This is a genomic window from Streptomyces sp. NPDC086077, from assembly GCF_040686175.1.
Lineage (GTDB): Bacteria > Actinomycetota > Actinomycetes > Streptomycetales > Streptomycetaceae > Streptomyces.
The window spans coordinates 1-13,268 of sequence record NZ_JBFBJT010000174.1 but is presented as its reverse complement, the minus strand read 5'-3'; the positions used below and the strand labels follow the sequence as shown (position 1 = coordinate 13,268).

Sequence of the window (13,268 nt, the reverse complement as noted above, 5' to 3'; positions counted from 1 at the left end):
GATCCTTAACCAACAAGGGATGCCGATGACCCTCACCCCCCAGAGCGAACCGATACCGGGCGCGAGACGCGTGGCCCGGATCGCCGTGGCCGCCGGCCTCGTCGCCGCGCTGGCCGCGGCCGGGCCGATACCCGTGGCGCTCGCCGCGGACCAGGCGCCCGCGGCCGCCGACCCCGGCGCGAAGTCCGCGCACGAGAAGCTCGGTTCCGGCGACGCGGAGCTGCTCGCCGAGGCCAAGGCCGACGGCGCCAAGAGCGTCACCATGATGGTGGCCACCGCGCCCGGCCGGACCGAGCAGGTCGCCGAGCAGCTCGACTCGGTCGACGGCGGTCTCGTGGGCCGTACGTACGACAAGCTGGGCTACGTCCGGGCCACCGTGCCCACCGGCAAGGCGGACGCGGCCATCGCCGCCGCCACCAAGCTGTCCTCCGTGCACGGCATCGACCTGCGCGAGGAGATACCCCTGGACGACCCGCGGCCGAACGCGGGCGGCGCGCACGGCGGCGACGCCGCCGGCAACTATCCCGCGCCCGGGAAGAACACCCCGGCCGAGAACCCGTACAACCCGTCCTTCGAGACCGGCGCCGTCGACTTCGTCGAGGACCACCCGAAGGCGGACGGCCGCGGCGTCACCATCGGCATCCTCGACTCGGGCGTGGACCTCGGCCATCCGGCGCTGCAGAAGACCACGACCGGTGAGCGGAAGATCGTCGACTGGGTGACCGCCACGGACCCGGTCGTCGACGCCGACGGGACCTGGCGCCGGATGACCACCGCGGTCAGCGGCCCGACCTTCGCCATCACCACGCCCACGCTCGGCACCGAGACGTTCAAGGCGCCCGAGGGCTCGTACAAGTTCAACTACTTCTCCGAGTCCGCCACCACCGGTGGCGACATGGCCGGTGACCTGAACCGCGACGGCGACACCACGGACGTCTGGGGCGTCCTGTACGACGCCGCCTCCGGCACCGCGCGCGTCGACCTGGACGACGACCTCGACTTCACCGACGAGGCCGCGATGAAGCCCTACAAGGACGGCTTCCAGATCGGCTGGTTCGGCACGGACGACCCGGCGACCGCGATCGCCGAGCGGATCCCGTTCGTCGTCGAGATCCGCAAGGACGTCGTCTACAACGCGGCCGGCGCCAAGGCCGACTACGTCAGCATCGGCGTCATCGAGGGCTCGCACGGCTCGCACGTGGCCGGCATCACCGCCGCCAACGGCCTGTTCGGCGGCCGGATGAACGGCGCCGCCCCCGGCGCCAAGCTGGTCTCCTCCCGGGCCTGCACCTGGTCGGGCGGCTGCACCAACGTGGCGCTCACCGAGGGCATGATCGACCTGGTCGTCAACCGGGGCGTCGACATCGTCAACATGTCGATCGGCGGCCTTCCGGCGCTGAACGACGGCAACAACGCGCGCGCCGAGCTGTACACGCGCCTGATCGACGAGTACGGCGTCCAGCTGGTGATCTCCGCGGGCAACTCCGGCCCCGGCGCCAACACCATCGGCGACCCGTCCCTCGCCGACAAGGTGATCTCGGTAGGCGCGACCGTCTCCAGGGAGACCTGGGCCGCCAACTACGGCTCGAAGGTGGAGAAGCGGTACGCCATGATGCCGTTCTCCTCGCGCGGCCCGCGTGAGGACGGCGGCTTCACGCCGACGCTCTCCGCGCCCGGCGCCGCGATCAACACCACGCAGACCTGGTCGCCCGGCGGCCCGGTCGCCGAGGCCGGCTACAGCCTGCCGCCCGGTTACTCCATGCTCCAGGGCACCTCGATGGCCTCGCCGCAGGCGACCGGGGCGGCCGCGCTGCTGCTGTCCGCCGCGAAGCAGACGGGCATCGACCTCACCCCGGCGACCCTGCGCACGGCGCTGACCTCGACCGCCGACCACATCAAGGGTGTGCAGGCGTACGAGGAGGGCGCGGGCCTGATGAACATCGGGGACGCCTGGGACTCGATCCGCGACGACGCCACCGCGCACACGTACGAGGTCAAGGCGCCGGTCGACACCGCGATCGACCAGTTCCTCAAGACCCCCGGCTACGGCACGGGCCTCTACGACCGTGAGGGCGGCCTGAAGGCCGGCCAGAAGAAGACGTACGACGTCACCATCACCCGTACGTCCGGCCCCGACAGGGCGGTCCGGCACGAGCTGCACTTCGAGAACAACACGGGCGGCACCTTCCGCATCGCCGGTTCCGACGAGGTGAAGCTCCCGCTGAACCAGCCGGTCACCGTCAAGGTGCAGGCGGCGCCGAAGTCCGCCGGGCTCAAGAGCGCGATCCTGGAGCTCGACGACCCGCGCACCGAGGGCATCGACAAGCTGGTCCTCAACACGGTCGTCGTCGCGCAGCCGCTGAAGTACGGCTACACCGCGTCCGGTTCGGTGCAGCGCAACAGCAGCACCTCCTACTTCGTGACCGTGCCCGAGGGCGCCAAGTCGCTGGAGGTCGCGCTCGGCGGGCTGAAGGACAAGAGCCAGACCCGGTTCATCGCCATCCACCCGTACGGCGTCCCGTCCGACCCGACGTCGACGATCAACTGCTACCCGAACTACGAGAACCCGGCCAACACCTGCCGGCCGGACGTGCGTGCGTACGCCGACCCGCAGCCTGGCGTCTGGGAGATCGAGGTCGAGTCGCGCCGTACGTCGCCGCTGCTCGACAACCCGTACAAGCTGGATGTCACCGTGCTCGGCGCGGCCTTCGACCCGGAGACCGTGACCGTGCCCGAGGCCAAGGTCGGCGTGCCGGCCGCCGCCTCCTGGAAGGTGACCAACGGCTACGCCGCGATCGACGGCAAGCTGGTCGGCGGCCCGCTCGGCTCGTCCAGGACCGACCGCCCGACGATCGAGCAGGGTGAGACGCAGACCAGCACGGTCGAGGTGCCCGCGGGCGCCACCTCGCTGGACGTCGCCATCGGCGGCGTCTCGGACGCGGGGGCCGACCTGGACCTGACGGTCTACGACGGCACCGGCGCGGTCGTCGGCCAGGCCGCCGACGGCGACTCCGAGGAAGCGGTTTCCATCGCGTCCCCGAAGGCCGGCACGTACACCGTCGAGGTCGTCGGCTACGCCGTGCCGGCCGGCTCCACCGCGTACGACTACCGGGACGTCTTCTTCTCCGCCGCCCTCGGCAGCGTGAGCGTGGAGGGCTCGGCGCCGGTGAAGCTCGGCACGGGCGCCTCGGCGACCGTCTCCGGCAACGTCGTCGCCGCCGCGGCCGCGCCCGAGGGACGTGAGTTCTTCGGCCAGGTGCGGCTGGTCAACGCGCGCGGTACCGCCGCGGGCATCGGCAACGTGAAGATCGAGAAGGTCACGCCGTAAGTCGTCGGTACGGCTGAGGGGCGGGCGTCCGTGCGGGCGCCCGCCCCTTCTTCTACTCCTCCTGCTCGCAGGGTGTGGTGCCGGCCCGTGACAGCGTCTCGGTGAGCAGCGGGCGCTGGCCGGCGATCGCGTCCTGGCCGACCAGCCAGAAGTCGGGGGACGCGGCGCCCCGGCGGACGGCGACGAGGACCTCCACCCCCTCGTCGAGGCCGGCGCTGGTGGGGATCACGAACGTGACCTCGCCCGGGCTCTTCGCCGGTTTGTGGGAGCGGGTCACGTCGAGCGTGACGCGTTCCTGGCCGGTGCCGGGGACCGGCCAGGTCCTCGTCACCTCGCCCTCGGCGACCAGACGGGTGCAGGCGAGGTACTCGACGGAGCCGAGCGGGCCCACGGTCTTGGAGTCGGACTGGGCGCTGTCGGCGCTCGCCCCGGACGTCTCCGCAGCCCTGCCGCCTGCCTCGACGAGCAGCCAGCCCAGGCCCGCCACCATCGCCCCGGCGGCGGCGACCCCGACCGCGCCGAGGGCGAGGGCCGGCAAGCGGCGGCGCTGCGGGCGCACCCCGACGGGGGCCGGGGCTTTCGCGGGTCGCTCCGGTTCCTGCGTCAGCGCCGCGCCGAGGATGCCCAGCTGTTCGCGCAGCAGCGCCACGTCCGCAGCCGCCGACCGGTGCTCGGCCATGAAGGCGGTGTCGGCGCGGGCCGCGTCGGTCAGCGGCTCGTCCGTGAGGACGGCCATCAGCGGGTCCACGCGGGCGGACCCGTCGCCGCGGCCGTCGTAGCCGCCGTGTTCGACGGTCACGTCACACCACCTCGTCCTCGTGCAGGCGGGCGCGCAGCGCCCGGACCGCCGTGTGCAGCCTGCTCTTGACCGTGCCCTCCGGGACGCCGAGCTCCTCGGCGATGGAACGCACCGGCAGGTCGGCGTAGAACCTCAGGACCAGGACCTGACGCTGGGCGTCGGGCAGTTCGTCCAGGCCCTGGGCGACCGCGAGGGACAGCAGGCTGGTGTCCTCCCCGGAGGGGTGCTCCAGCTGGCGCAGCGAGGCCAGGCGTTCCCCGATCCGCTCCTGCCGTCGCTTGGCGCGGTGCCAGTCCATGGCGAGGTTGGAGGCGACGACCGCCGCCCAGGCCGATACGTCACGCGGTGCCTCACGGCCGCTCGCGGCCCGCTCCAGCAGCCGCAGCCGTACCTGCTGCACCCCGTCCAACAGGTCCGTCTGCGGCACTCCGCCCAGCGCGAGCACCGCCCGCACCCGGCGCTCCTGGGCCGCGTCCAAGGGATCGCCGACATCACCGCGCCCGTCGCCCCCCTGGCCGCGGCGCGCTCTTCCGCGCAGCACAGCCACCCCTCTCCTTGCCGCGTTTCCCCTAAGACGCCCGGACGAGCCGAAACGTTCGACCGGGTTTCGGGGCAGGAATCAGTGGCGTAGGTCATAGAGGCCCTGTCCCACCAGGCGGGCACAAGCCCAAAGGATTGGACACAGGGGCCCAGGTGCCCCGCATGATGGAAAGGCCCCGGTCAGGGCAGGGGCACCCGCAAACCACGCAAAGGAGTCGTCGTGAGGGTCGGAATCGTCGGAGCCACCGGTCAGGTCGGCACGGTCATGCGCAGGATCCTCACGGAGCGCGACTTCCCGGTGACGGAGCTGCGGCTGTTCGCCTCGGCGCGCTCGGCGGGGACGGTCCTGGACGGCGTGACGGTGGAGGACGCCGCCACGGCCGACTACACCGGCCTGGACATCGTCCTGTTCTCCGCGGGCGGCTCGACCTCCAAGGCGCTGGCCGAGAAGGTCGCCGGGCAGGGCGCGGTCGTGATCGACAACTCCTCCGCCTGGCGCCGGGACCCCGAGGTGCCCCTGGTGGTGTCCGAGGTGAACCCGCACGCGATCGCGAGCCGCCCCAAGGGCATCATCGCCAACCCGAACTGCACGACGATGGCCGCGATGCCGGTGCTGAAGCCGCTGCACGAGGAGGCGGGTCTCCAAGCGCTCGTCGTCGCCACCTACCAGGCGGTGTCCGGCTCCGGTCTCGCCGGTGTGGACGAGCTGTTCGAGCAGGTCAAGAAGGTCGGCGAGGACGCGCCGAAGCTGACGCACGACGGCTCCGCGGCGCAGTTCCCGGCGCCGGGCAAGTACGTGGCGCCGATCGCGTACAACGTGCTGCCGATGGCCGGCTCGGTCGTGGAGGACGGCCTGAACGAGACCGACGAGGAGCAGAAGCTCCGCAACGAGTCCCGCAAGATCCTGGAGATCCCCGGGCTGAAGGTCTCCGGCACCTGTGTCCGCGTCCCGGTCTTCACCGGCCACTCGCTCCAGATCAACGCCCGCTTCGCCCGCCCGATCAGCGCCGAGCGCGCCAAGGAGCTGCTCGCCGGCGCCCCCGGCGTGGCCCTGGCGGAGGTCCCGACCCCGCTCCAGGCCGCCGGTCAGGACCCCTCGTACGTGGGCCGCATCCGCCAGGACGAGACCGTGGACCACGGCATCGCCCTGTTCGTCTCCAGCGACAACCTGCGCAAGGGCGCGGCGCTGAACGCGGTACAGATCGCGGAGCTGGTGGCGGCCGAGCTGTCCACCAAGGCGGCGGACTAGCCCCCGGATACCACCGCCTGCCGGTTCCTGCGGACCTCGTAGAGGAAGCAGCCGTACTCGACGGCCCGGACGTGGACGAGTGCCACCTCCGGGTCGTCGAACGCGTTCGTGAGCGCCGCCTCGAAGTCGTCCTCGACCAGGCGGCCGCCCAGGAGGCGCCCTTCGTCCGAGTAGCGGCGCAGCGTGCGGTGCGCGTTCGTGAAGGGCAGGCCGTCGCCCCGCGGCCCCCCGCATTCCTCCGCATGGATGAAGACGGGGCCCTGTTCGTCGTACGCCCCCGGATCGGCGCCGGTGGCCGCCGCCCAGCGGCGCAGCGGCGCGTAGGAGACCAGGGCGATCCTCTCGCCGGGCGCGCTGCGGCGCAGACAGCAGCGCAGCGGCGCCCCGCCCTCCTCGTCCGTCACGGCGACCGTCCCGCGTCCCGCGTCGTCGGCGGCACGCAGCTCCTCGAGGACCGGTTCTTCGATGGCGCGTGCGAAGTACGTCGTCATGAACCCAGGTTCGCGCGTCGCCGCCCCGCCCACCGGCGGGAAACGGACATCGCCATCCGCGCAGGTCGCGTGGAAGGATGGCGCAACCGACACATAACGAGGAGATGACCGCGTGCCTGGCACAAACCTGACTCGCGAAGAGGCGCAGCAGCGGGCGAAGCTGCTCACCGTTGACTCGTACGAGATCGATCTCGACCTGTCCGGGGCGCAGGAGGGCGGCACCTTCCGGTCCGTGACCACCGTCCGGTTCGACGTCGTCGAGAACGGGGCCGAGTCCTTCATCGACCTGGTGGCGCCGACGGTCCACGAGATCACGCTCAACGGTGACCCGCTCGACGCCGACGCGGTCTTCAAGGACTCGCGGATCGCCCTGACCGGTCTGCTGGAGGGCCGGAACGTGCTGCGCGTCGCCGCCGACTGCGCGTACACCAACACCGGCGAGGGCCTGCACAAGTTCGTGGACCCGGTCGACGACCAGGCGTACCTCTACACCCAGTTCGAGGTGCCGGACGCCCGCCGCGTCTTCGCGTCCTTCGAGCAGCCCGACCTGAAGGCGACCTTCCAGTTCACCGTGCGGGCGCCCGAGGGCTGGACCGTCATCTCCAACTCGCCCACGCCGGAGCCCCAGGACAGCGTCTGGGTCTTCGCGCCGACGCCGCGCATCTCGACGTACATCACGGCCCTGATCGTCGGTCCGTACCACAGCGTGCACAGCGTCTACGAGAAGGACGGCCAGTCCGTCCCGCTCGGCATCTACTGCCGGCCGTCGCTCGCCGAGTACCTCGACTCGGACGCGATCTTCGAGGTGACGCGGCAGGGCTTCGACTGGTTCCAGCAGAAGTTCGACTACGCCTACCCGTTCGAGAAGTACGACCAGCTCTTCGTGCCGGAGTTCAACGCGGGCGCGATGGAGAACGCGGGCGCGGTGACCATCCGCGACCAGTACGTCTTCCGCTCGAAGGTGACGGACGCGGCGTACGAGGTGCGCGCCGAGACCATTCTGCACGAGCTGGCCCACATGTGGTTCGGCGACCTGGTCACCATGGAATGGTGGAACGACCTGTGGCTGAACGAGTCGTTCGCCACGTACACGTCCATCGCCTGCCAGGCCGCCGCGCCCGAGTCGCGCTGGCCGCACGCGTGGACGACGTTCGCCAACTCCATGAAGACCTGGGCGTACCGCCAGGACCAGCTGCCGTCGACGCACCCGATCATGGCCGAGATCGGCGACCTGGACGACGTGCTGGTCAACTTCGACGGCATCACGTACGCCAAGGGCGCGTCCGTGCTGAAGCAGCTCGTCGCGTACGTCGGTGAGGACGAGTTCTTCCGCGGCGTGCAGGCCTACTTCAAGCGGCACGCGTACGGAAACACCCGCCTGAGCGACCTGCTGACCGCCCTGGAGGAGACCTCCGGGCGGGACCTGAAGACCTGGTCGCGCAAGTGGCTGGAGACGGCCGGGATCAACATCCTGCGTCCCGAGATCGAGACGGACGCGGACGGTGTCATCACGTCCTTCGCGATCCGCCAGGAGGCGCCCGCGCTGCCCGCCGGCGCGAAGGGCGAGCCGACGCTGCGTCCGCACCGGGTCGCGGTCGGCCTGTACTCGATGGACCACGACGCGGGGAAGCTGGTCCGCGAGGAGCGCGTCGAGCTGGACGTCGACGGCGACCTGACGGCCGTACCGCAGCTGGTGGGCCGCGCGCGGCCGGACGTCGTGCTGCTGAACGACGACGACCTGTCGTACGCCAAGGTCCGCCTCGACGAGCGGTCGCTGGCCTTCGTCACCGACCACCTGGGCGACTTCGAGTCGTCGCTGCCGCGGGCGCTGTGCTGGGCGTCGGCGTGGGACATGACGCGCGACGCGGAACTCGCCACCCGCGACTACCTCGCCCTCGTCCTGTCCGGCATCGGCAAGGAGTCGGACATCGGCGTGGTGCAGTCGCTGCAGCGGCAGGTGAAGCTGGCGATCGACCTGTACGCCGACCCGGCCGCGCGCGAGACGCTGCTGACCCGCTGGACGGACGCCACGCTGGCGCACCTGCGCGCCGCCGAGGCGGGCAGCGACCACCAGCTGGCCTGGGCGCGCGCCTTCGCGGCGACCGCGCGCACCCCGGAGCAGCTGGATCTGCTGGAGGCGCTCCTCGACGGCTCCCAGACGGTGCAGGGGCTGGTCGTCGACACGGAGCTGCGCTGGGCGTTCGTCCAGCGGCTCGCGGCCGTGGGCCGCTTCGACGAGGCGGAGATCGCGGGCGAGTACGAGCGCGACAGGACGGCGGCGGGTGAGCGCCACGCCGCCACCGCCCGTGCCGCCCGCCCGACGCCGGAGGCCAAGGCGGAGGCGTGGGCGTCGGTCGTCGAGTCCGACAAGCTGCCGAACGCCGTGCAGGAAGCCGTCATCGGGGGCTTCGTCCAGACCGACCAGCGGGAGCTGCTCGCGCAGTACACCGACAGGTACTTCGAGTCGCTGAAGACCGTCTGGGACTCCCGCTCCCACGAGATGGCCCAGCAGATCGCGGTCGGGCTGTACCCGGCGGTGCAGGTCTCCGAGGAGACCCTCGCGAAGACCGACGCGTGGCTGTCGGCCGCGGAGCCGGGCGCGGCGCTGAGGCGGCTGGTGTCGGAGTCCCGCGCGGGCATCGAACGCGCCCTGCGGGCGCAGGCCGCGGACGCGGCGGCCCAGGGCTAGACCGACCCTCCGCTCCCGGGGGGCGTCCCACGAGCTCGGCTCGGGGGGCGCCCCCCGTCGTGCGCTCGGACAGCCCGGCGATCATGGGGGACTGGGAGCTGCGGCCGGCGTCGGCGGCGGACGTGGATGCGGTGGCCGAGTTGCGGGCCGTGGTGCTGCGGGCGGATCTGTTGCGGCTCGGACGGTACGACGAGCGGCGGGTACGGCAGCGGCTGCGGGACGGGTTCGTGCCGGAGCACACCTGGGTGATCGAGGTGGGCGGCGCGTTCGCGGGCTGCGTGTCCCTGCGGCCGGCCGAGGACGCCCACTGGCTGGAGCACTTCTACCTGACCCCGCGCCTCCAGGGCGCCGGATCGGCGGGGCCGTACTGCGCGCCCTGCTGGACCGTTCCGACCCCACGGGTTCACGGCGCGGACCCAGGATTCGGTGGACGTGTTCATGGTCCGGGAGCCGAGCCCGTCCCCGGCGCCGCGCGCCGTCACTCGAATCCGGCCGCGACCTCCCGCAACGCGCTGAGCACAGTCCCCGCGGCCCCTGCCTCGGCCCCCTTCCGCCACCAGCGCCCCACCCATGACAGGGGTTGTAGAGGGTGCCGCCGAGCAGCGAGGCGAGCAGGACGATTCCATTCAGCGAATCTGAATGATGCTGCCGCAGCATCCGCTCAGCGCCGGGCAACTTACCTTCGGGCCACCTTCTTGCGGCCGTCGAACCCCCGCGCCGATACTCCCCGCATGACCCCGCACCCCGACCCCTCCGCCGGAGACCCGGACGACGCGATCGTCGGCCAGTGGGCCGCCGTACGGCCCGACCTGGACACCAGGGCGATGGAGGTCTTCGGTCGCATCCACCGCCTGTCGCGGACGATGGACGACCGGATGGAGAAGGCGTACGCACGCTTCGGCGTCTCACGCGGCGAGTTCGACGTCCTGGCCGCCCTGCGCCGCTCCGGCGAGCCGTACACCCTCTCGCCCCGTCGGCTCTCGGCCACCCTGATGCTGACCACCGGCGGCATGACCGGGCGCCTCGACAAACTGGAGCGCGCCGGCCTGCTACGCCGCTCGCCCGACCCCCACGACCGCCGCGCCCTCCAGGTCACCCTCACCGAACAGGGCCTTCACCTCGTCGAGGAGGCGTTGGGCACGGGCCTCTCCGTCCAGACGCAGGCCCTCACGGCCCTCACCCCCGAGCAGGGCGACCAACTGGCCGACCTGCTGCGGAAGCTGCTGGCGGGGACGGACGAGGACCAACCGTAGAACCCCCGCTTGACGGGCTCCGGCGAAGCTCGCGGTCAGGCCTTCGCGTCGGCCCGGGTCGTGATGTTGGAGCTGGTCGTGTCGTGCTTCTTGTGGGACTTGTCCAGGACCATGACCAGGCCCGCGATCACTCCGAAGATCACGATCGGGGCGAACACGAACCAGCCCAGCGTCTCGATGACGCTCAGGCCCGTGCCGGGGTCGTCGCCGTCGTCACGCGTCAGCGCGAGCGCGGGGGACGACATGAGCAGCATCATCAGCGTCGTACCGGCAGCCAGGGCGCCGGCGCGCAGGGCGTTCTTCTTGTCCACGGTGCCAAAAGTACCGAACCCCTGGGGCGGCCGCTCGTCCGGGGTGCCGTAAGGGGCCGGGGCCCGCGGCGGAAGGGCACTCAGCCACGCCCCGCCGCGTACCCGCACGCCCCCCCGGCCGCTCACGAACGCCCCTCGTCCCCCCGCCGGGCGTCGCTCCCCTCCCCCCGCAGGACCTCCACCAGCGACCGCAGCCGCGTCGAGGAAGCCAGCGCCTCCAACGTCACGGGCCGCCCGGCCGCGTCGGCGATCGGCAGCCGCCAGTTCGGGTACTCGTCCCACGTCCCCGGCAGGTTCTGCGGCCGGCGGTCCCCCACCCCGTCCGGCAGCCACACGCCGATCATCCGGGCAGGCGTGCGCAGCAGGTAACGGTGGACGGCCTGGACCTCGGCCTCCTCCTCGCCCGCGCCGAGGCCACCCCCGGTGCCCCGCAGCAGGCCGAGCCGGGTGAGGAGCGCGAGCCACTCCCCCGTGTCGGCGGCGGCCTCCGCGCGTTCCGTGTCCACAGGGGCGCCGAGGAGGCCGAGCCGGTGGCGGAGTTCCACGTGTTCGCCGGTGAGCCGGGCCGCGGTGGGCGGCAGGTCGTGGGTGGTGGCGGTGGCCAGGCAGTCGGCGCGCCAGCTGTCCGGGGGCAGCGGGCGGCCGTCGCCCTCCCAGTCCCGCTCGAACCACAGCACCGACGTGCCGAACACCCCCCGCTCGCGCAGCGTTTCGCGGACGCCGGCCTCGACCGTCCCCAGGTCCTCGCCGATCACCGTCGCCCCGGCCCGCGAGGCCTCCAGCACCAGTACCGCGAGCATGGCCTCGGCGTCGTAGCGGACGTACGTCCCCTCCGTCGGCGGCAGCCCCACCGGCACCCACCACAGCCGGAACAGGCCCATCACGTGGTCGATGCGGAGCGCGCCCGCGTAGCGGAACAGGCCGCGCAGCAGCCCACGGAACGGCGCGTACCCGGACTCGGCCAGCCGGTCCGGGCGCCAGGGCGGCAGCCCCCAGTCCTGGCCGCGGGAGTTGAAGGCGTCCGGTGGGGCGCCCACGGACATCCCGGCGGCGAAGTACCGCTGTTGCGCCCAGGCGTCGGCGCCCCCGGGATGCACGCCGACCGCGAGGTCGTGCACGATCCCCACCGGCATGCCCGCCTCCCGCGCGGTGCGCTGCGCGGCGACCAGCTGGGCGTCGGTGAGCCAGGCGAGACGGGAGTGGAAGTCGACGCGGTGCATCAACTCCCGGCGCGCACGGGCGGTCTCGGACGACCGGGGGTCCCGCAGACCGTCCGGCCAGGTGTGCCACTCGGGTCCGTGCACCTCGGCCAGCGCACACCAGGTGGCGTGGTCCTCCAGGGCCTCGCCCTCTTCGGCGAGGTAGTCGCAGTAGGCGGCGCGCCTGCCGGGGCCGAGAGGGACCTCCCCCACCAGCTCCAGGGCTTCCCGCTTCAGCTCCCACACCGCGTCCCGGTCGATCAACGCGTCCTTCTCCAGCACCGACTCCCGCAGCCGGCCCGCCCGTTCGGCGAGCGAGCGCACCCGCTCGCGGTCGTCGGCGTAGGCGTACTCGGGGACGGCCTCGATGCGCAGATGCACCGGGTCGGGGAAGCGCCGGGAGGAGGGGCGGTACGGGGAGGGGTCGGTGGGGACGCCGGGCACGGCCGCGTGCAGCGGGTTGACCTGGATGAATCCAGCGCCTAGCGAGCGGCCGGCCCAGGCGGTGAGTTCGTCGAGGTCGCCGAGGTCGCCCATGCCCCAGGAGCGCCGCGACAGCAGGGAGTAGAGCTGGACCAGCAGGCCGTACGAGCGGGCCGCCGGCGCGGGCAGCCGGGACGGGGCGGCGATCAGATGGGCGTCGGCGGTCCGGCCGTCGGGCGCGGTCACGGTGAGGCGGTGGACGCCGGGCGGAAGCTGTTCGGCGCCGTCACGTGTCTCGCCCTGCTCGGTCTCGATCCGCAGCCGGGTGCCCTCGGGCAGCCCGGCGAGGGCGTCCGGCGCGGCGCCGCCCCAGCACACGACGGTCGGCGGGAGCAGCCGCTCCCGCCGTTCCGTGCGGCGGGCGGCGAGCGCGGCGCGCGTGGCCTCGGGCGTGCCGGCGTCGACACCGAGGGCGGCCAGGGTCCGGATGAGCGCGGCGGCCGAGGCGGCGACCGTGCGGTCCGGGGCGGGGCTGAAGGAGGGGGAGACGCCGTAGGACTCGGCGAGCCGGCACAGGTCCTCGCCGGGGGCCTCGGCCGGCCGGGGCGCGCTCATCGGCGGCCTCGTGCGGCCGACGTCCGGATGGGGGTCATCTACGGCCTCGCGGGATCAGCGTCCGGAATGCGGTCATTCACAACCTCGCGGGATCGGCGTCCGAGGAGCGGTCATGTACGGCTTTTGCCGGGCGGCGTGCGACACGACGCCGGGCGTCCGGGTCACGGGGGTCTGCGGCCGGCCTCCGGCGATCCACGGCCGAGGGGGGACGACGCGCCACCTCGCGGGGTCGGCGTCCGGGCCGCGGCCGGCTACGGCCTCGTGAAGTCGGCGTCCGGGGCGGCGAGCGGGGGCTCGCTGGTGAGGGGCTCGGCGTCGGGCAGCGGGGGTTCGCTGGTCAAAGGGGCCTCGGTGCAGGCACCCTCCGCACT

General features: G+C 72.7%; 9 protein-coding genes and 1 pseudogene. 5 read left to right on the top strand and 5 right to left on the bottom strand.

What is annotated here, in order from left to right:
• Window positions 1-25 precede the first annotated feature (25 nt).
• The gene (locus AB0O67_RS32510; RefSeq protein WP_365458025.1) at window positions 26-3,328 is read left to right on the top strand and encodes a S8 family serine peptidase; all 3,303 of its coding nucleotides are present in this window, start codon (window positions 26-28) and stop codon (window positions 3,326-3,328) included.
• A gap of 52 nt (window positions 3,329-3,380) precedes the next feature.
• Here the strand turns inward: AB0O67_RS32510 and AB0O67_RS32505 are convergent, their stop codons facing one another.
• Together AB0O67_RS32505 and AB0O67_RS32500 are read right to left on the bottom strand one after the other, a co-directional pair.
• Window positions 3,381-4,127 (bottom strand): hypothetical protein, encoded by a 747-nt coding sequence (locus AB0O67_RS32505; RefSeq protein WP_365458022.1) that lies wholly within the window; start codon window positions 4,125-4,127, stop codon window positions 3,381-3,383.
• A gap of 1 nt (window position 4,128) precedes the next feature.
• Window positions 4,129-4,668 carry a sigma-70 family RNA polymerase sigma factor gene (locus AB0O67_RS32500; RefSeq protein WP_365458019.1) on the bottom strand — a complete coding sequence of 180 codons (540 nt, stop codon included), beginning with the start codon at window positions 4,666-4,668 and terminating at the stop codon, window positions 4,129-4,131.
• 219 nt (window positions 4,669-4,887) lie between these two features.
• Between AB0O67_RS32500 and AB0O67_RS32495 the strand changes: the two genes are divergently transcribed.
• Entirely contained in the window at window positions 4,888-5,916 is a 1,029-nt protein-coding gene (locus tag AB0O67_RS32495; RefSeq protein WP_365458016.1) for an aspartate-semialdehyde dehydrogenase, read from the top strand.
• Here the strand turns inward: AB0O67_RS32495 and AB0O67_RS32490 are convergent.
• On the bottom strand, window positions 5,913-6,407 hold the full coding sequence (locus AB0O67_RS32490; protein WP_365458013.1) for a DUF1203 domain-containing protein: 495 nt from the start codon (window positions 6,405-6,407) through the stop codon (window positions 5,913-5,915). The genes AB0O67_RS32495 and AB0O67_RS32490 overlap by 4 nt on opposite strands.
• A gap of 112 nt (window positions 6,408-6,519) precedes the next feature.
• Here AB0O67_RS32490 and pepN point away from each other — a divergent pair, with 112 nt between their 5' ends.
• The 3 genes and pseudogenes from pepN to AB0O67_RS32475 all read left to right on the top strand — a co-directional run bounded on the left by pepN (window position 6,520) and on the right by AB0O67_RS32475 (window position 10,349).
• Window positions 6,520-9,096, top strand: a complete 2,577-nt coding sequence (pepN, locus tag AB0O67_RS32485; RefSeq protein ID WP_365458010.1) for an aminopeptidase N — start codon at window positions 6,520-6,522, stop codon at window positions 9,094-9,096.
• An 83-nt stretch (window positions 9,097-9,179) separates the two neighbouring features.
• Window positions 9,180-9,612: pseudogene (locus AB0O67_RS32480) on the top strand (GNAT family N-acetyltransferase).
• 215 nt (window positions 9,613-9,827) lie between these two features.
• Complete coding sequence (locus tag AB0O67_RS32475) at window positions 9,828-10,349, top strand: MarR family winged helix-turn-helix transcriptional regulator (protein ID WP_365458008.1); 522 nt, start codon at window positions 9,828-9,830, stop codon at window positions 10,347-10,349.
• 35 nt (window positions 10,350-10,384) lie between these two features.
• Here AB0O67_RS32475 and AB0O67_RS32470 read toward each other — a convergent pair whose 3' ends face one another.
• The gene (locus tag AB0O67_RS32470) at window positions 10,385-10,660 is read right to left on the bottom strand and encodes a hypothetical protein (RefSeq protein WP_365458005.1); all 276 of its coding nucleotides are present in this window, start codon (window positions 10,658-10,660) and stop codon (window positions 10,385-10,387) included.
• A gap of 122 nt (window positions 10,661-10,782) precedes the next feature.
• Entirely contained in the window at window positions 10,783-12,897 is a 2,115-nt protein-coding gene (gene malQ, locus AB0O67_RS32465) for a 4-alpha-glucanotransferase (RefSeq protein ID WP_365458002.1), read from the bottom strand.
• Window positions 12,898-13,268: the final 371 nt, after the last annotated feature.